Origin of the sequence: Anaerobiospirillum sp. NML120448 (genome assembly GCF_023050945.1) — a bacterium.
In the GTDB taxonomy this organism is placed as follows: domain Bacteria; phylum Pseudomonadota; class Gammaproteobacteria; order Enterobacterales; family Succinivibrionaceae; genus Anaerobiospirillum.
Map to the genome: position 1 here is coordinate 1 of NZ_JALKIM010000047.1, position 18,701 is coordinate 18,701.

An 18,701-nucleotide genomic window follows, 5' to 3' on the forward strand; every position below is an offset into this window, starting at 1 on the left:
TGTCTCAACGAACCTTTAATTTATCTGATGGAACCTTAGTTCAGAGGGATTGGTATTCTGCTTTTCTTCTCTATTGCTATGATAGCAGCACTAACTCCATTGATAAGGTTAAGTGTAAAAAAGAGTTGGTTCAATTAGAAACCTGGTGGGATCCAAAAAAATGTACGTATATAGATCCACAGGTATAATTTTATAAAAAAGTTAATTTAGTGTAGTTTTACACTTTTGTAATGTAGTAACTTTCACATTAGATAGATAAGTGGCCATTGAGCGTAACTTTAATCTAAGCTCAAATCTGAAAATGTCTTTTATGCCAAACTTGCTGTGTTTACACTCTTTAAACCCGTTGTTAAACCCTTCAATTGGTGAAGAGGTTAGCTTAGTACTAGCAAAGGTTACTAAGCTATCTAAGTGTTTATGCAGAAGTAGCATTATCTTAGTTAGTGGTGAGTTTTTCATACTCTTTTGAAAGGCACATTCATGACACTCACGATTTGTTATGTAGTCCATCCTTTCTTCAGGTGAAAGCTTAGTATAGTTGTATGCCTGATACAATCTATAGTTGTAATGATAGAGGATATCCATATCCTCCTCATAATGAACAAATGAACCTTGTGAGTTAACCTTAGCAAAAATAGATATTGATCCTTTAAGCTTAGCTGCTATCTCATCAGAGGTCATTGAACTATCAAAGCTGTCATAAACACCTTGTACGGCACAATATATATTTTTAATCTCATCAGAGTAGTTGAGAACTTCATTAAGTTTAGTTTTCTCTTTATCTTTAAGATTAATGCTTTTAGTGAAAAACAAGGTTTGTATCTCTTTTGAGAGCAAATGTTTAGAATGTTCTGAAGAAAGATGCTTTGCAACGATCTTAAGTGCATTAGAGCAATGCTCTGACATATTTTTAAAAACATGAAATTTATCATGAGTAATAGTAACATTTAAGCCAGACTCTTTAAATGCACGTGCAAAACAAGCATTCATATCACAGGTAACATATAACATCTCAGCCATCCTACCTCTCCCCAATGGCAGAACTGTTGGATAGCAGCCTTCCCGTTACCTTGTGCATAGAAAAGATTCTCCCCAGTATCAGCATCAACGAAGTGTGTTATGTAGTTTCTCCCCTCGATTGCCACCTCATCTATCATCACTCTTTCAATTTTTTTAGGCAATTTAAATGGGCAAAAAAATTTAGGATCAACTTCAGTACCAAGCACAGTAATTTTTTGATCATTTTCTAAAGCATGATTCATTACATCCAACCTATAGTCAGAACAATGATTATGTTTAGCATAAGAGTCTAATATACGTGTAACTTGATACTCATGTAGACCAACAAACGTTGCCAAACTCTTATCTGTTAACATGGGATCTTTATTAAAAAGTCGAACAACAAATTTAGCTAATGCCTGAGTGTAAGAACATTGACCATATGTCACACCGCTAGTAGAGTAACTACACTTATGACAATGTGGGCAAACAAATTTTCCTGTTAAGTAGTAAACAAAAGTAGGGTTAGGATTTGGTATATGTCTCACTAACTCTGCTGTTTTTTTATTGAGATGTAGTGATTTTGAACCACAATGAGGACACTTATCTGGCCTAAATTTAAGGTTCTTTGCCAAAAAGACAGTAACAATTTCACCATCAATCTCAACAAAAATTTTATTCTTAAAAACCAAATCAGGAATTTCTAAAACAGGTTCATCAAAGATTTTGGACGAATCAGAGCTTTCTTGAATGCTATTTAAGCGATTGATATGATTTGGCACATCTTGTAATATAGAGCTATCCATGTGGGGAAGTCCTTTTAGAATTAATTTAAATCCCCACATTATTACCCCATCTTTTAATCTCATGTCAATCATTTTTACACCAGTATCGCCAATCTCTGCTAAAATCCCCTGTATATCAAAGGTTAATATAGTGTAGTTTTCTGTTACAGCTTTAGATCTGAAAACTGAAACTAATACCTATAATTTTTTAGAATCCCACCTGGTTTCTAATTGAACCAAGAGTTTCCAAAACACTATAAAAAGTTTCTTAAGTATGTTGCTGCTCTTAAAAAGAAGAAAATTAAAATTGCTAATAGTGGCATAAAGGTGTAAGATTATACCTGTAAATTTTAAACAAATGAAAAGTTTGGCCTCGCTTTGAAAACTTCTTGTAACAAAGGAGATCTATCATAAAAGTGTTTTATTACACTGATAGGAGAGTCCAGCTTAAAAATAGGTTAGAAAGTGTACCCCAAAGTCGGTACCTTCTATTTTATAGAAAGGGCCAATTTATCATCTTCTTTTAGGAAGAGATATAAAATGATGTCGGGATACATGCCTCTGGCTTTGTGTTAAAAGTCTTAACTCGTTAAGATGTTTAATGCCTTGTCAGGAAAATAGGTTAACCTTGATACGCAGGAACCCCATGGGCTTGCCCATGGGAGTTGGTCAGTTGCAAGTTTCCTTATCTCTACTAGTCTCTGTGGTTTTAATAATGCCTGCGCTCAGGAACAAAAGCTTCCTTTAGAGGGCCACGTATTAGAACTCCTTTGGTCAATTTTTTTATAGCTCAAGAAAATTGTATTAAAGTGATAAAAATGCCATAGAATAGCCAGTTCTATGGCTTTTTTATTGACTAGATAGTTACTTATGGCTAACCAAAATTGCATGCTTTAACACATAGGCACATACAATCACTTGTCATAGAGGTATATTTTGTCTGAACTACCATTTAAAGATCATTATTCAGACAACATTTACTCTTCAGATAGATCATCGTCTACGGTAGCATTAACTTCGCATGTCTCCCCATATTTGGTAAGGGACAGCATTGATTTTGGTAGAGGAACGCCAAGACATTTCAGTATATGGGCATGCTTACCAACGATTGGTTTATACACAATTCCTTTAGCATACTCATCAACAATAATTCCATTAAGATTGTCAAGAACTGCCCTATTTGAGCGGAATGCATCAGCATATTTTCCTTTGCAATTAGCTCTAGCATCAGAAATATCGTGCCTCATAGCTGCTTTAAAAATGGAAGCAATATGCTGTAGGAAGATTTTACTCTGTATTCCTGCATCTGACTTAGCTTTAGTTGTATTACCATTGAGATGCTGCTTGTTGTCCTGAATTGAAGTCTCAACTTTAGGACGAGACTTGTATATTCTAAGGGCCTTAGCACTAGAGAGTGTTAGGTCATTAGTCATTAGCACCTGAAATCCCTCGTATTTTGTGCTTGCATCTATCGCAGTAGGTAGAAACTTTGGGGAAAGATTTGGTTTTCCCTCAACGTACTTTGATAAGTCGTAATTTGAGTACTTTTTGAGTAATTCCTCATCTTTTGGGGTAAGTTTTTTACCATTCTCAACTGCATCGCTAAGCTCGCATAGAGTGTCTTTCAACTTCTTTACAGCCGAAAAATGAATTTCGCTATCAAAGTAAACATGGTACCTGACTTCTGCTGTAGCCTTCTTACAAGCCCTCTTATCCTGTACAGGTGTCTCATCATACCTGTATGTTCTTGTAAAAGATGCGCAGCTTGTAGTGGAGCTCTTAAGTTCAGAGAAGGAGTCATTACCGTAAATATTTTGTGAAATAGCCTGATCAATAACCTCCTGTACAACAGTTCCTTCACCTTGCCTACAGTTAAACAAGAAAGTCTTACCATTGCGCAAAAGTGTACAGATATTTTCTTCAGAAGGATAACCTCTATCAGCTACGACACATAAATTAGCGATACTTACATCATAAGATGCAAATTTCTGTAAGACATTGCCTAAAGTAGAAACATCATTAGCACGACCATCGAACATATCATAGAAGATTGGAAGTCCATTCTTATCAGCATCACATACAAACTGTACGTTAATCTGATTCTTGAACGTGCTATCCTTGCTTCGACCACTTGATACATACATTCTGTCGCAATTCTTGTGCTCCAGTGGACTTCCATCAATGATAACAACAAGTCCATCTTTGATAATTCGCTCTGCGTTACCTTTGAAATACTCCTGAATAAAGTTCTTATGGAACCTATCTATGAATGCGACATCAATTTGATTGATGTATTTTAAGAAGGTTGTTCTGTTACCTGAAACTCCATCTGCTAAAACATGTTCAGAACAGAACTTAGGAAGTCCTTCATAAGTGTTTTCCCCAGAAATAAGCATGTTGTAGACTACAGTTTCAATGTAGTTTGCAAACTTAATGGCAGCACGAGGCTTTGTATTTTTAGACTCCTTAAATGTCTTTATAAGAGCCGCCCTAACGCCAGTTTTTAAGGATAAATGATCTAGATAAACGATAGAACCAGCTTTTTTAGTACATACGATTGTAGATACCCCTATAGGGCTATAATAACGTCAGCAAATTTAGATGGAATTTACAGATTTATTTGAGCCTTTCTTGTAAGATATTAACTCTTAAAGTTAAGGATCCAATAATGTCATTCTCTGAGTTAGAAAAACGCAAGATTTGCAGTGAAATCAAAAACAACCAACTCACTGTGGCTGAGGCGTCTGTTAAGTACAACTGCCCGAAGTCTACTTTGTATAGCTTGTTAAGCATTTATGACCGATCTGAGGACATGACTGCTAGCGCAAGTTACTACATCCCATCAACACTTGATGCCTTTCAAACTGCGCTATTAGTTGGTAAGGTTGAGGCCTATGGTTGGGATAGTGAGAAAGCTGCGCTTGAATGCCGTAAACTTAATGTCAAGTTAGCTGATTTGCGTAAGTTTAAGGATGCTGCTGCTCAAGAAGGTCTTGTTTGCGGTAATGAATATAACGCACTCAAGAAAGAATTTCGCAGTAGCAATAAAACCATTCAGAGCTTGAAGAAAGATCAGTCTCGATTAGAGAAAGCTCTTGCCGAAACATCTATTTGCCTTGTAGAACTAAAAAAGTTCAGACGTTTTTCACATCGATGGAAGACTAGTCAGCAGTGAAGAGCGTCGTAAATTGGTGGAGCTGATTAAGACATGTTCTAAAACATGCTCAAAGTCTTCCTCTTGTCCTGGCAAAACAAACATCAAGCGTGTTTGTGAAATCTTTGATTTCTGTGAAAGGAAATATTACAACTGGCTTAAAAACCCAGAAGACGGCCGCCTTTCATGCGAAAGACCGAAGCCAAAACGCGCTCTATCCGATGTGGAGAAAGATGCTATTGTTGCCAGATATAGCCAACCCGATGTGCGTGACTTATCGTTACGTGAAGCGCATTTGGCTTTAGTTGCAGGAGGAGAACATCCATGCTCCTTATCGACAGTTCAACGTATTTTTAGGGAGAGAGGATTAACTAGCAAACGAGGTAATGCTCATAAGTGTAAAGGCTCTGGAGCTAACTGTGCGGCTCCTCAGTATTTACTTGAGCACCCTTGCCAAGTAGTTTGTTGGGATATTACCTATCTTGATATTAAAGAGGGTAATCGCAAAGCATATTGCTTTACAGCTATTGATGCCTTTAGTCGCTACATCATAGCCTCTGAGGTTTATCAGGAGCAGACTGCATTAAATGCTGTCAATTTTATTACTTTAGTTGAAGAAAGAGTTAAAGCCCAAGGGGTTACCAACTCATTTATCTTACACTCTGATAACGGCTCACAAATGAGATCAAGGGAACTTGAAGAGCATTGTTTTAAGCAAGGAATCGCCTTATCTTTTAGTCGTCCAGCCAAGAGTGATGATAATGCAATTATTGAATCTACTTTCAGAACACTAAAGCATACTCTTGGTTTACGTAGGAGCTTTCCTAATTTTGGTGTATGCCGTCAGTTGGCCTGGTATGCTGTTGTTAGACATAACAGTAGACCTCATAGCTCGCTAAACGATGTGACTCCACAAGCTCGCTTTCATGGTAATGACCTCATTGAGCTAGCCCAGCGTGAGATTGTTCTCAAACAAGCACAGGAAAGACATCCTGAGCGCTTCGTAAATGGCATTAGGAACAACGCTCCTGTTGGCAAAAAGGTATTTAATCCACACGGAAGACCTCCTGCTGACAATGTTGTTCAATCTGCCTAAATGCTGGCCATATTCAGATATAGCCTATGGCTTACGCATGCCTATTTGCTGGTTATTGGGTAATTAGGCTGCTACTTCGTGCCCGCTTGGCTAATAAGCCCCAGTAAGTGTATTGTCGGATCTAGATCATCGGCAATCTCAGAGAGATTGCAGCTTGCCTGCAATCGAAATGAGATTCTGGGCGCTTGAAAAGCGGCCAAACCCTGAAAACTTGCTCATAGCAACCAATTTTAAGGGCTCAAAGAAATTTTCAAAATTTACTGATAAAAAGCTTGACCTACATCGGAACAGATCTCTATGATCTCATGCCTAAAAACATAGCAGATCAGGTCAACGTCATTCACGAGCATACTTCTTTTATGCTTATGTATAGTGTCGCCTCAGGTCAGGCTGATGCTTTAATTACTGAAAAGCCTTTGGCGCTTAATGCTATTAACAATTGGGCTAAGGACAAATTACAAATCATTCGTGATGTTAAAGATTCAGAACGTACAGTAGGCATGCTCTTTAAAAAGGGCACTTATGAGAGCCAAGTTTTGTATGAAACTTTTGAACAAATGCAAATGGACGGCACTATTAAAAACATTGTTCATAAATACCTGCCTAACTACGAATTTCCTAAGGATTTAATGCCTTGCAATATTAAGTTAGCCAAGCAGCAATCAGACATGATTGAGCCTCAAGATCTATAGTACTTTTCCAAGAGCTTTAAGGTAGCTATCATGTTTGATAGCTACCTTTTTCCTACTTATTTTCCCACCACAATACTGCTACATCAAAAACAACCGTAGTTTTGGCATCTATCTGGAACAACAAAAGCACTAATAGGGCTTAACTATTGACACTTAGTGCCGTTAAGCTGGTATTATCTCTTAGTTTTGACAAATTTAAGAAACTTAATTACCTTGCCTATTAAGGCTCATATCAAGGTTAAGTTTAACAACCAAGCCAAATCTTTATAGACACGATGAACTTTGTCCATTGTCCCTAATTGTTTGGCATACCGTTTTTTTTTTGCAATGAAGCAACATTAAGCCCTATCAATAGGCTTTTCTTTCAATTGCTTATTGTAAAGTTGTAGTTGCAGAGCTACTTTGATTTCATTGCTCTGGGAGTAGTATTAGTATGTTTTTACCTAAAGTAAGCAAGGCTTTTCTTGCTGCTTGTATTTTGTCTGCTAGCTTTTTATTTGCCTCAGGAGCTCAAGCTCAAAAATTACCTTTAGAAGGCTATCAGCTTGATGTTGGTCTTTCTCCTGCACCTCCTTTTGTAATTATTGAAGGCGAGTTCCAAAACGTATCAGGCATTGATGTTGATATTATTAGAGAGCTACAGCGTCGTACTGGCTTTGAAATTAAGCGCAACAGATTTCATATCATGGGCTTTGGTGATCTCTTAGATCTTGCTGAAAAAGGCTATATGGATATTAGTGCTGCTGCGATTTCTATTAGTGATGCTCGTGCTAAGATTTTTACCCAATCACCTACCACTTATAGATCTGAGCAGGTTTTAGTCGTTCCAAGCAATTCGAATATTGATAGTCCTCAAGATTTAATAGGCAAAACTCTAGCTGCTGAAGATGGCACAGAAGCTACTGATCTTGTAGCTCCAGAACTGGCTAAACAAATTAATATCTTACATGAAAGAACTTTGTTTATGTCTTTTTACAGCGTGATAAGAGGCAAGTCAGATGCCCTTATTACCGAGGCTCCAATGGCTGTAGGTTTTATGGACTCATGGGGTAAAGGCAAGCTCAAAGTAGCCTATCATGTAGCCCATAGTGAAAACGACTTTGGCATTATGTTTAAAAAAGACACCCCAGCATCCAAAGTTCTCTATAAAACCTTTAAAGAGATGCAGGCTGATGGCACCATCCAAAAAATCATTCACAAATACTTACCTGATTACAAGATGCCAGAAGACCTTAAACCACAAAACATCAAACTAGCAGCCGACTAACTTAGCTTGCTAATTACGCAAAAGACCATGTTGCTTGCTTTACTTTAGGCAACATGGTTTATTTTTGCCTGTCTACATCCCCATCTTTTGTACATGCCACTGCCCCTTTGTACAAGCTACTAGACCAGCACCTACCCCTACACCTCGCATGCACGATGCACATTCGCAAGCACCAGAGCAATTACCTGGGCCTGATCCTTTGCATCCTAGCTAAAAAGCATAGCTGATACTGCCAACTACTAATCTCACGCTCAAGTCCTTTATCATGCATTTTGCTAGTACTTTTTTAGCAAAACCATGGCTTTAGTTAAGACTGATACAATCAAATTATATTGATTATTTTCGATATAAATCTCATTTTGGGGGTTTTTAAATTCATATCTATGAGTATTAACACACATAGATATAACATTTTATGTACTAGATTAAGCTAAAAAAGCATTATATTTGTGCATATATGCTCCATTATTTAACATTGGCTCAACCTGATATATATCTTGTTTAAACTGCGATTTATTTTCACAATTGCACAACCATCATATTTATCTAGTTTTCAATATTTCAATCAATTAAACATAAAGAAATATGGCTTTACAACCATAATTTAATCTATATTATTTGCTTTTCTATTTTTTTAAATAGCTTTAAGCATGCAAAACAATAATCCTTTGTACTTAAGCATGCTCAATCTTTTCCTAAATGATATTGGAGCACAAAAATGCAACTATTGAGTATAAGCAGACTTTTGTTTGTCTTTGTGGCTTTTGCTGGTAATTTACTATTATCAAGTCTGGCTTTAGCTCAAGAAGCAAAAAACACGAATCAGCCCCTTTCAGGTTACGAGCTTGATATTGGGCTCAACCACTCTCCACCTTTTGTTTATATTAACGGTGCCTTTACTGACTTAAAGGGCATTGATGTCGAGATCATTAGAGAACTACAGCGTCGTACTGGTTTTAAGCTCAAACGAAATAGATTCCATATGATGGGCTTTGAAAACCTAATTAACTTAGCTGCTAAAGGAGAACTGGACTTAGCTGCTGGCGCAATTTCTATTACTGATGATAGAGCCAAGATCTTTACGCAATCTCCTGGACTATTCCAATCCACACAAGTGGTAGTTACCTCTACCAACTCTAATATTAGAAGCATCAATGATTTAGTAGGCAAAAAAGTAGCAGCCGAAGCAGGTACAAACTCAGAGGATATTCTTCCTGCCAACATTGCTAAAGACATTGATCTTCATCATGAAGTGACTACTTTTATGCTCTTTTACGCTGTTTTAAGAGGTCATGCCGACGCATTAGTAACTGAAGAGCCTATGGCTCAAGCCATTATTCAATCATGGGCTGACGATAAATTAAAAATTGCTTTTAAACTTGAAGGCTCACAAAGCAACTTTGGCTACACGATGAAAAAAGACAGTAAGGTCTCACATGTACTTTACGCTACCTTAGAACAAATGAAGGCTGATGGTACTGTAAATAAGATTATTGCCAAATACTTACCTGAATATAATCACTAGCAAAACAGAAACACAGTATTGCTCAACAATCGCATGAAATTACTGACCAATAAGAGTCTCTCTTTGTTGCTCCTTAAACGCAGAAAAGAAATAAGGGGCAACATATTTTTATCTAGCTTCGCTCCAATCTCCCCCTTCTTAGCTTAGCTTAGCTTAGCTTACCTAAACTCACCCTACCTATTGACCAATTATTGGCTTAGGCTTGGTAAGCTAAGCCATTCCAACCTGCCCAGCAATGACTTAAAAGCTTAGTTTACCTTGCTTAATGAACTCTTTATAAGTCTACCTTGATTATGCTCTTAGCCAGTTCAAGCGGTACTGATGACTAGGGGCTGACGGACACGTGGTTTGCTTTTGACTTGTTCTGTAAACGAGAAATCTAGATTAGAGAGCACTGTTAATCTTAGCTAAAGGCCGCTGTGAATGATGGTCACAACTTTAAAGATAAAAAAGTACTAGCAAATAAAAAAAGGTTAGTGCTGTGATGGGTACAAAATAATGGCACTACTGAGATCTTTTGATGAAAAACATTAAAAAACTGCAATTTTAGTCGGCTAGTATGTCTGTTTGAACTAGAAATTACTGTCTTTTTCTCTTTTTGCACCACAAATAAGCAAACAATAAACCCTATTTATATCTTATTTACACTGCAATAATTTTTCAAAATGGTGCATTCCCTTTATTTATCTAGTTTTTTATTATTTTGGGATCAATTTTATATAAACAGAGTGTAAAAAATTGCTTTACAACCATAAAAATGAGGGTATGATTACCATCGCTTTTTTTTAAGGCAATTCACCGTATTTTTGCCTCATTACTTTTTTAGCTGTAGCTCCCCGAACAGCACCAGTTAAACATACATATGGCAGTTTTATCGAATTTTTCAAAGGACAATTAATAATAACGGAGAGACAAGATATGATGTTTCAAAAACTCAGCACCAAAATGGCAGTAGTTGCAGCACTAGCTGCTAGCCTTTTTATGTTTTGTCCAGCTCAAGCTCAGGAGAACAAGAGTAGCTTACCACTACAAGGTCAAGAGCTTGATATCGGCCTAAACTATGCTCCTCCTTTCGTTGTTATTGATGGCGCTTTTGATAATGTTAAAGGCATTGATGTTGACATTATTAAAGAACTGCAACGTCGCACAGGATTTACTTTAAATCGTGGTCGATTCCAAATCATGAGCTTTGGCGAGTTAATGGATTTAGCAGGTAAGGGCGACCTCGATTTAATTGCAGGTGTAATGTCCCTTAACCCTGCTCGTGCTCAAAAATTTACTCAATCCCCTGGCTTATTCCGCTCTTATCAAGTAGTAGTTGTTCCTGCTAACTCTAATATCAAGACTCTTGACGACTTAGCTGGTAAGACCATCGCAGCTCAGGCTGGCACTAATTCATCAGACATTCTTCCAGCACACATTGCTAATAGCACTAAGCTACACCATGAAGTTACTACTTTCATGACCTTCTACTCTGTAATTAGTGGTAAGGCCCAAGCTTTAGTAACAGAAGAGCCAATGGCTCAGGCATTAATTGATAACTGGGCTAAAGGCAAATTAAAGATCCTATACCGCATTGATCAGTCTGTTAGCGATTTTGGCTACATGATGAAAAAGGATACTAAGATCTCTCAAGTTTTACATTATGAATTATTAAAAATGCGTGAGGACGGCACTATTGCTAATATCGTCCAGAAGTATCTCCCAAATTACGAGTTCCCATCTGAACTCTACTCAGAAGATATGCGCATTGCCGCTGCTAAGGCTGAGCAAAAAGCTAAAGCTTTAAGACAAGCAGCCAACCAAAACAATGTTGACAACAACCAGATTAACATGAGCAATGGCAACAATGAGCTCAAGCTCCCTAAAGAGAGCAATACTCCTGTAAATCAGCCAAATTTTGCTTAGTTTGAAAATTCTATAAACTCCAAACTATTATTAATCCCCTTAGAGCTCACCCTAGCTTGAGGGGATTTTATTTTTCTAGCCACTCATAGCCCCACACCATCCCAAAAGCTCCCTTAACCACCAACTGCAAATTTAAGGTTAAGATTAATGATAAGCTCCCAGCACCAACAATGCCCTACTATCACTAAGCCTTGACCATTCTAATAATCCCGTATACCAAGACTATCACCAGGCTCCATAATTGATTTTAGCAGCTTGCAACGCTTTAAATTGCGCCACTTTAAACCTAATACAACCTACATTTGCTGTACTTTAGCCTTCCCTAGCCGTGCCCATGCAGCACTATGCCCTGCCATGCATTGTCGTGCCATTGCCATATCGTGCCCTGCCATACCCTGCACTGCCATGCCTTTTCCTTATTGAGCTTCGCCCCGCCCTTGCCTTGCCTTGTTATGCAGCAGCCCTGACTTGCCTTACATTACTTTGCCTTATCTTTGCTGTAATTAAGCGTCAAGCCTTCACTAATATGAGCATACTGGCTTTTGCTTTTAAGTGCTTTGTGGCTTTCTTCGCTAAAAATGATAGGCACTGGCTATGGTCAATACAGCTCTTTTGCTACCCTTGCTTTTTAACTCCATTACATAAATGCAGACGCTGTACTTTGCTCAATAGATTTAGCCCTTCACTAAAATTTAATTGATTTTAATTAAAGTATCATTTGGTTAATACTCTGTATAGCTAAAGCAGCTTTATATTAAAGTTTTTATTAAGTGATGGTATTTAAGACATAGACAGCAACATTTAAACGTAAATCACTTTCTACTAAATATATCTCGATAGCCATCAAACCTAGTAACAACATTTTTATGCACTTTTTTGTAGCTGTCACGCACTATGAATGTGATATTTACCGTATTGATTACAAGATTTTAAGTATTTTAAAAAATTTATTAACCTTTTATTAAAAATAGTAGTATGATGCAAATCATAGATATACGGTTCAAATAAACTTAATCAAATTAAAACACTCAGAACCAACATTTTTGTAGTTGATCCTTGTAGTTGATTTTACTAGCTCTTAAGTTTAGTAATTTTGTGGCAACTCACTTTTAATTACGGTTTACCTAGATTGATATTAAAGTGTCTGTCAACAAACACGGAGGCAAAGCATGCAGCTTTTTAAAGCTCATAAGTTTTTATCAGGCGTTTTAGTATTATCCCTAGGTTTAGGCTTAATCTCATCCAATGCATATGCCGACTCACAAAATGCGCCTTTGCCATTAGAAGGCTACGAGTTAGATGTAGGAGTATCGCCTGCTCCTCCTTTTGTCATGATTGATAGTCACTTCCAAGATCTTGGTGGTATTGATGTAGATATCATTAGAGAACTACAGCGTCGTACTGGCTTTAAGCTTAAAAACAACAGATTCCATATTATGGGATTTGGCGACCTATTAGATTTAGCCGCTAAAGGTAAAATGGATATTAGTGGAGCTGGTATCTCTTTAAGCGCTAAAAGAGAAAAAATCTTTACCCAATCCCCTGCCACCTTTAGATCTCACGCTGTAGTAGTAGTACCTACAAGTTCTACAATTAAAGGACGCAGTGATCTCCCTGGTAAGACATTAGCTGCTGAAAATGGCACTGATGCTACCGACTTAGTATCAGAAGATATGGCTGCCCTGATTGATATTAAGCACGAAGCTACTACCTTTATGACTTTTTACAGTGTAGCTACTGGCCACTCAGATGCCTTGATTACAGAAGCCCCAATGGCACAAGAAGTGGTAGACGACTGGGCTCGTGGCAAGCTCAAGATTGCTTACCATATTCCAGATTCTGACAATGATATGGGCTTAATGTTTAAAAAAGACACTGCTGCCTCTAAAGTCTTATACGATACCTTTGTGCAAATGCGTGAAGATGGCACTATTCAAAAGATTGTCCACAATTATTTGCCAAATTATGAGTTTCCAGATGATCTGCTACCAACTAGCGTACGCTTAGCTAAGCAAAAGCAAGCTAAAGAACAAGGGGCCATGAAGCTAGCTCATACTGATTTAAATAGCCAAAATATTATTGATCCTGAAGGTGTGTCAAAAGTAGCAAATACTCAGATTAATTCGTATTAGCTCAAAGCCAGCAAAAGAGCTCTCTAGCAGCTAAAGAATAATCTTCTACTTGTAGCTGCTCACTAACCTATTCTCATATTATTTGCCTCAAGCCCTGTTAGCCAAGCTATCAGGGCTTTCTTATATGTGCTTTCAGGGTGATAAAGGACAAAGTAGTTTCCCAAAATTTTTAAAAAAGTTTGATCTCAATTAGGGACAATGTTCTTGCCCTGTACTTATAATCATCTAATAATTACTGATGGAGTTAATAGCACAGAAATTTGGCTTAAATATCAACAAATGGTATTTTTAGGTAGGATGCAATTACTTTTTTTTATAGATAAATAAGCTATTTTTTGTTAAGCTCTGTAATTATTAATGAATCAACAAAACTCCTACAAACTATCGTTTTATCGCTTAATTTTTACCTTATATTTTCTTTGAGATAATTAGACAGGTTTTCTAATGCTGAGCGCTTTGCTAGTTTTTGCCCTTATGTTTGGCTACGCTTTTTTCTCATTAATATGGCCCTGCCGTATTAATGTGATTTTTAAGAGCGTATGGACTATAGCGTTTGCTCTTTGCTCTATTAAAAGTCTTATCTATACTGATACTGGCAATTTAAGTGCCCCCTACTTAAGGCCCTATCAAGTACTATTTATCGAAACTTTATTTAACACAATCTTTTTAGCCGTTATCATGGCTATGATTAAAGATGTGCTCCTGCTGATTCTTTGGTGTTTGATAAAAGTTAAACTGTTAAATGCTTTTACTTTTAAACAATCGCTCATTAATATCTCTATTTCCCTCTCTGCTTTAGTATTATCCGTACTGGGAACTTTCTCCCAAGTTCAACCTCCAAAAGTTAACTATCAAGAAGTATATTTTGATACTCTTACTAATGACTTTGATGGCTATAAGATTGCTCAAATTAGCGATCTGCACATGGGCCCAGTATTGCGTCGCTATTATTTAAACGAAATTGTAGCTCAGATAAATAGCAACAAGCCCGATCTCATAGTTTTAACTGGCGACACCATTGATGCTCCTTTTGATATACGCCGTGATGATTTCGATCCTATGGCCATGCTTAATTCTAAAGACGGTGTCTTAGCTGTGACAGGCGAGCATGACTATTACAATGACTATAAACAATGGCACCAATTTTTTTCTCAAATGGGCATACGATATTTATGTAATGAAAGTGTAATTATTAAAAGAGGTATTGGTACCATAAAGATCACTGGTATTCCTGACTCTTATGGCGCGACAGTAAGCCTTGACGAGGCTCCTAATTTGTTGTTTGCTAACTTTAATATCATAGACTACGACTACAAAAAAGAGCATGTTAGCTTTGGTCAAACTCAATCAAATAGATTTATGAACAAAGGGCTATTTGATTACGACGTTATGATGCTCAACTTTAAAAAGGTACAGCGAGCTATCACTGAGGCTTGGAGTATGACCATCTACGAGAACAACCGTCGCAATACCATGAAATTTGCCCATGAAAGTAGTTTTGCTGATATTCAGATTTTATTAGCCCATAATCCCAACATTACCAAAAACCATGATTTAAATGCTGAATTAGTACTATCTGGTCATACTCATGGTGGCGTAATGTTTTTCCTCAAGCCTATTGTTGCCTACTTTAACAATGGCTTAGTAAGCGGACTTTATTCCTTAGACAATTTAAGGCAAATCTTTATTAGTAATGGTGCTGGTATTTGGTCAGCCTTTTCCTGTCGTATCTTCGTGCCTGCTCAGATTGACATTATTGTATTAAAAAAGGGAAAAGCACCTACAAAGAACATTATCCAAGCTTCAACCTCATCTCAACAAAATGCTTAACTTAGCCTATTTATTTTTAGGCCCACATCGTTTTTCTTACTAGCTAAAGGCTTCTTTAAGCCTGGTATTTCTCTAAGCCAGTACCAGCACCTACCACAAGCCCTACCCTCCATCCCAGCCCAATCCCTATGAAGCTCAATAGTAGCAAAATAATTACACAGCAAAAGCAGCAGAAGCTGAGGCGGCGATAAAGGCTGCTGCGGCGGTAGCGGCAATGCAACAACTGTCATGATGGAAGCATAAAATGACAAAGATATGGGGTGGTCTTAGTTAAATGCACTTGCAAAGATGTATAGAAGGGTTGTTTTCTGTTGCTTGCCATAAAGACATTTTTCCGTGGCTGAGGCTGGGACTATAGCTATAGCTATAGCTATAGCTTTGGCTATGGCCTTTGCCATGATAAAGGCCAATATAAAGGCCGTGCTGAGCTAAGCTCATGGCACGGCCTGATAATAGTTTGAAATTTTTATCAAAGCCAAGATGGGCTTTGATACTTAGCTTACTTGGCAGATCTTGTCCTGTTATGGCCTTATCTTTTCTTGTCTGTCCTGACCTTTCCTGGACTGCATTGGACTGGACTAGAATTGTTAATTAATTAATTACCTTGCTGGCAGCACTTTGGAGGTACTTGGTACTTAAGCTTATCCTCTGGGGTAATTTTGCGCATTACACGGCAAGGATTACCTACAGCAACTACGCCATCTGGAATATCACGTGTTACTACTGAGCCAGCTCCAATTACCACGTTTGAGCCAATAGTTACACCAGGTAAGATGGTCACATTTGCGCCCACCCAAACATCATTACCAATGGTAATAGGATAGGCATACTCAATACCAGTATTGCGCATTTGGGCATCAATTGGGTGGCCTGCTGTAGTTAAGGTAATGTTGTTAGCAAAGAAGACATTATTACCAATCTTAACCTTGGCACCATCTAAGATCACCAAGTTGTGGTTAGCAAAGAAATTATCGCCAACTTCAATGTTGTAGCCGTAATCGCAGTAGAAACTTGGCAGAATAAAAACATTTTTTCCTGCTTTGCCAATAATCTTGCTAAGGAGCTCTTTGCGGCGCTCATTATCATTCCAAGGAACTTGAGTGGAGAACTCAAAGCACAAGGCCTTAACATCAACACGCTCTTTAGCCATCTGAGGATCTTTGTCAGTAGCATCGTACAAATAGCCATGATCGCGTAATTCTTTATTAGTCATTGTTAAACTTCCAAATTCAAACACAGTTTAAGTAAAAATAGTAATTCAATGTGCACCAATTCTATTAGATCCTTGGATATAATCAATTTAAGAGGGCTATCAAGGATATAATTGGGCACTTATAGGTTAACTAAGCATTGTTTCACCAGCAATATTTAAATTAATGCTTAAAATGCTTTACATCACCGCTTAATATGCGCTATTTTTGTGATGTAGTTAAAATTTTGTTTGTAAGCTTGTGAACAGCTAATAGCCGTGCCTATTTATTAGCTGTCTATGAAATTTCTTTATCACAAGCCATATCTGTCATAACATTTTGAGGTCATCATGGCAAAAGAAGTAATCACCTCCGAGAACGCCCCTAAAGCAATTGGCCCTTATTCAAGTGCCATTAAGCTTGGTAATATGCTTTTTGTTTCTGGTCAGATTCCTGTAAATCCACAAACTGGAGAAATGCCACAGACCATTACTGAGCAAGCCCACCAAAGCCTCTCCAACTTAAAAGCTTTAGTTGAAGAGTCTGGCTTTACCTTAGCTAATGTAGTAAAGACAACTGTATTCTTAGCTGATATTGCTGACTTTGCTCAGGTAAACGAGGTTTATGCTACCTATTTTGCTCAGCCATACCCAACTCGTTCTTGCGTTGCAGTAAAAGACTTACCAAAAGGCGCTAAGCTAGAGATCGAGTGTATTTGCTACGCTGATTAATACTTAATCATAAGCTTTATAAGCTAAAAAAAGGCTAGGCACTATGCTTAGCCTTTTTTGTTTTACTTGATCTTGCTTGGTAGTTAGCTTAGGGTTATTCTTGGTTAAGAATAGAGCTGTTAACTATGGCTTGGCTCTTAATTAGTTTTTCATGTGTGTGTTTGATCTTATAGGAGTAATCATATGGTCAATTTTGATGAGGTCATTAACCGTGTTGATAGCGATAGCTTTAAGTGGGATGCCGCTAATCGAGCCTTAGGCTCCAATGACTACATACAAATGGGCTGTGCTGACATGGATTTTAAGGCTCCTGTTGAGATTATTGAGGAGCTAAAAAAAGCTGTTGAGTTTGGTATCTTTGGCTACGTTACTCAGTCTAAAACCTTTGAAGAAGGCATTATAAAATGGTACCAAGAGCGCCATGGGGTAGAGATTGCTAAACAGAGTATTGTTTACTCTCCTAAAGTAGTGATTGCAGCTAGCTTATGTGTTGAAGCTTTTAGCCGTCCTGGCGATAGCATTATTCTAAATAGCCCTTATTACCCTCCATTAGATGAGGTGTCCTTAGCTAATGGACGTAGAGTAATTGAACCACCTTTAGAGGAGCGTGAGGGCCGCTATGTCATGAATTTAGAGAAGCTTGAGACCATGATTGATAGCAAGACCAAAATCATGATCTTGGTATCTCCTCACAACCCAACTACTCGTATTTGGACTCAAGAAGAATTAGAGCAAATTGCTGATTTTTGCGTCAGACATAAGATTATTCTTTTTGTTGATGAAATTCACAGTGACTTTGTTAAGAGTGGCCATAAATTTATCTCTATGGCTGCAATTAAAGGCCCTATCCAAGATCTGCTAGTTTTGGCTAATGCACCTTCTAAGACCTTTAATGTAATGGGCTGCCAAATCTCCTATCTTATTATTCCTAATGCCAAGCTGCGTGCTGCTATGAGCACCGAGCTTGACCGCATTGCCGCTTATGATGCCAATACTTTTGGTAATGCTCTAATGAAAGTGGCCTATCAAAAATGCGCCTATTACATTGATGAGCTCAATAGCTATATTGATGGCAATGAAGAGTTTATGCGTACTCAATTTAAGAGAGTGCTACCTAAGGCCATTATTAAAGAGCGTGAGGGTACTTACTTATTATGGGTAGACTTTAATGAGCAATTTAGCTCTGAGGCACAAATGATGAGCTTCTTTAGAAAGGCCAAGATTAACTTCTTACCAGGCTCTCATTTTGGCCCTCATTTCCACAACTTTGCTCGTATTAATATTGGCTGCCCAAGAGCAACTCTGCAAGAGGTAATCAATCGTATCGAGCAAGCTCTCTAGCGCTACTAATCTTAGCTGTTAACTTTGCCTTTGCTAACAAGAGGAATTAAC

General features: G+C 37.7%; 15 protein-coding genes. 11 read left to right on the forward strand and 4 right to left on the reverse strand.

The annotated features are described in order from the left end of the window. Window positions 1–188, forward strand: a 188-nt coding sequence (locus tag MXE38_RS08440) for a hypothetical protein (RefSeq protein WP_246913907.1), incomplete at its 5' end; no start/stop codon positions are given. A 13-nt stretch (window positions 189–201) separates the two neighbouring features. Here the strand turns inward: MXE38_RS08440 and MXE38_RS08445 are convergent. From MXE38_RS08445 to MXE38_RS08455, 3 genes are all read right to left on the reverse strand, one after another. Further along, complete coding sequence (locus MXE38_RS08445) at window positions 202–1,020, reverse strand: transposase (RefSeq protein ID WP_246913908.1); 819 nt, start codon at window positions 1,018–1,020, stop codon at window positions 202–204. Then, complete coding sequence (locus tag MXE38_RS08450; RefSeq protein ID WP_246913909.1) at window positions 987–1,877, reverse strand: hypothetical protein; 891 nt, start codon at window positions 1,875–1,877, stop codon at window positions 987–989. Before MXE38_RS08450 ends, MXE38_RS08445 begins: the two co-directional genes overlap by 34 nt. 884 nt (window positions 1,878–2,761) lie before the next feature. Further along, the gene (locus MXE38_RS08455; protein ID WP_246913910.1) at window positions 2,762–4,180 is read right to left on the reverse strand and encodes a transposase; all 1,419 of its coding nucleotides are present in this window, start codon (window positions 4,178–4,180) and stop codon (window positions 2,762–2,764) included. Window positions 4,181–4,452: 272 nt separating this feature from the next. On the opposite strand from MXE38_RS08455, the gene MXE38_RS08460 reads away from it, so the two are divergent. From MXE38_RS08460 to MXE38_RS08495, 8 genes are all read left to right on the forward strand, one after another. Beyond that, entirely contained in the window at window positions 4,453–4,959 is a 507-nt protein-coding gene (locus MXE38_RS08460) for a hypothetical protein (protein WP_246913911.1), read from the forward strand. Window positions 4,960–5,203: 244 nt separating this feature from the next. Continuing rightward, on the forward strand, window positions 5,204–6,034 hold the full coding sequence (locus MXE38_RS08465; RefSeq protein ID WP_246913912.1) for a DDE-type integrase/transposase/recombinase: 831 nt from the start codon (window positions 5,204–5,206) through the stop codon (window positions 6,032–6,034). 305 nt (window positions 6,035–6,339) lie between these two features. Beyond that, entirely contained in the window at window positions 6,340–6,726 is a 387-nt protein-coding gene (locus MXE38_RS08470; RefSeq protein WP_246913913.1) for a transporter substrate-binding domain-containing protein, read from the forward strand. Between the two features lie 433 nt (window positions 6,727–7,159). Continuing rightward, window positions 7,160–7,993 (forward strand): transporter substrate-binding domain-containing protein, encoded by an 834-nt coding sequence (locus MXE38_RS08475; RefSeq protein ID WP_246913915.1) that lies wholly within the window; start codon window positions 7,160–7,162, stop codon window positions 7,991–7,993. Between the two features lie 718 nt (window positions 7,994–8,711). Next, window positions 8,712–9,518: a transporter substrate-binding domain-containing protein gene (locus MXE38_RS08480; RefSeq protein WP_246913917.1), complete on the forward strand. Its 807-nt coding sequence runs from the start codon at window positions 8,712–8,714 to the stop codon at window positions 9,516–9,518. A 918-nt stretch (window positions 9,519–10,436) separates the two neighbouring features. Next, window positions 10,437–11,426 carry a transporter substrate-binding domain-containing protein gene (locus MXE38_RS08485; protein ID WP_246913919.1) on the forward strand — a complete coding sequence of 330 codons (990 nt, stop codon included), beginning with the start codon at window positions 10,437–10,439 and terminating at the stop codon, window positions 11,424–11,426. A gap of 1,169 nt (window positions 11,427–12,595) precedes the next feature. Further along, a complete protein-coding gene (locus MXE38_RS08490) occupies window positions 12,596–13,558 on the forward strand; it encodes a transporter substrate-binding domain-containing protein (RefSeq protein ID WP_246913921.1) in 963 nt (320 codons plus the stop codon). A 678-nt stretch (window positions 13,559–14,236) separates the two neighbouring features. Further along, window positions 14,237–15,388, forward strand: coding sequence for a metallophosphoesterase (locus MXE38_RS08495; RefSeq protein ID WP_246913923.1), 1,152 nt, complete (start codon window positions 14,237–14,239; stop codon window positions 15,386–15,388). A gap of 595 nt (window positions 15,389–15,983) precedes the next feature. Here the strand turns inward: MXE38_RS08495 and MXE38_RS08500 are convergent. Then, the gene (locus tag MXE38_RS08500; RefSeq protein WP_246913924.1) at window positions 15,984–16,601 is read right to left on the reverse strand and encodes a sugar O-acetyltransferase; all 618 of its coding nucleotides are present in this window, start codon (window positions 16,599–16,601) and stop codon (window positions 15,984–15,986) included. 327 nt (window positions 16,602–16,928) lie between these two features. Between MXE38_RS08500 and MXE38_RS08505 the strand changes: the two genes are divergently transcribed. Both MXE38_RS08505 and MXE38_RS08510 read left to right on the forward strand, forming a co-directional pair. Further along, the gene (locus MXE38_RS08505; RefSeq protein WP_246913925.1) at window positions 16,929–17,309 is read left to right on the forward strand and encodes a RidA family protein; all 381 of its coding nucleotides are present in this window, start codon (window positions 16,929–16,931) and stop codon (window positions 17,307–17,309) included. A 183-nt stretch (window positions 17,310–17,492) separates the two neighbouring features. Next, the gene (locus MXE38_RS08510) at window positions 17,493–18,650 is read left to right on the forward strand and encodes a PatB family C-S lyase (RefSeq protein WP_246913926.1); all 1,158 of its coding nucleotides are present in this window, start codon (window positions 17,493–17,495) and stop codon (window positions 18,648–18,650) included. The last annotated feature ends 51 nt before the right edge of the window (window positions 18,651–18,701 follow it).

Bases quoted from the DNA above. Each gene is read 5' to 3' on its own strand.
- MXE38_RS08445 (WP_246913908.1), bottom strand. From the start codon at position 1,020: ATGGCTGAGATGTTATATGTTACCTGTGATATGAATGCTTGTTTTGCA.
- MXE38_RS08450 (WP_246913909.1), bottom strand. From the start codon at position 1,877: ATGATTGACATGAGATTAAAAGATGGGGTAATAATGTGGGGATTTAAA.
- MXE38_RS08455 (WP_246913910.1), bottom strand. From the start codon at position 4,180: ATGCTTATTTCTGGGGAAAACACTTATGAAGGACTTCCTAAGTTCTGT.
- MXE38_RS08460 (WP_246913911.1), top strand. From the start codon at position 4,453: ATGTCATTCTCTGAGTTAGAAAAACGCAAGATTTGCAGTGAAATCAAA.
- MXE38_RS08470 (WP_246913913.1), top strand. From the start codon at position 6,340: ATGCCTAAAAACATAGCAGATCAGGTCAACGTCATTCACGAGCATACT.
- MXE38_RS08475 (WP_246913915.1), top strand. From the start codon at position 7,160: ATGTTTTTACCTAAAGTAAGCAAGGCTTTTCTTGCTGCTTGTATTTTG.
- MXE38_RS08480 (WP_246913917.1), top strand. From the start codon at position 8,712: ATGCAACTATTGAGTATAAGCAGACTTTTGTTTGTCTTTGTGGCTTTT.
- MXE38_RS08485 (WP_246913919.1), top strand. From the start codon at position 10,437: ATGATGTTTCAAAAACTCAGCACCAAAATGGCAGTAGTTGCAGCACTA.
- MXE38_RS08490 (WP_246913921.1), top strand. From the start codon at position 12,596: ATGCAGCTTTTTAAAGCTCATAAGTTTTTATCAGGCGTTTTAGTATTA.
- MXE38_RS08495 (WP_246913923.1), top strand. From the start codon at position 14,237: ATGGCTATGATTAAAGATGTGCTCCTGCTGATTCTTTGGTGTTTGATA.
- MXE38_RS08500 (WP_246913924.1), bottom strand. From the start codon at position 16,601: ATGACTAATAAAGAATTACGCGATCATGGCTATTTGTACGATGCTACT.
- MXE38_RS08505 (WP_246913925.1), top strand. From the start codon at position 16,929: ATGGCAAAAGAAGTAATCACCTCCGAGAACGCCCCTAAAGCAATTGGC.
- MXE38_RS08510 (WP_246913926.1), top strand. From the start codon at position 17,493: ATGGTCAATTTTGATGAGGTCATTAACCGTGTTGATAGCGATAGCTTT.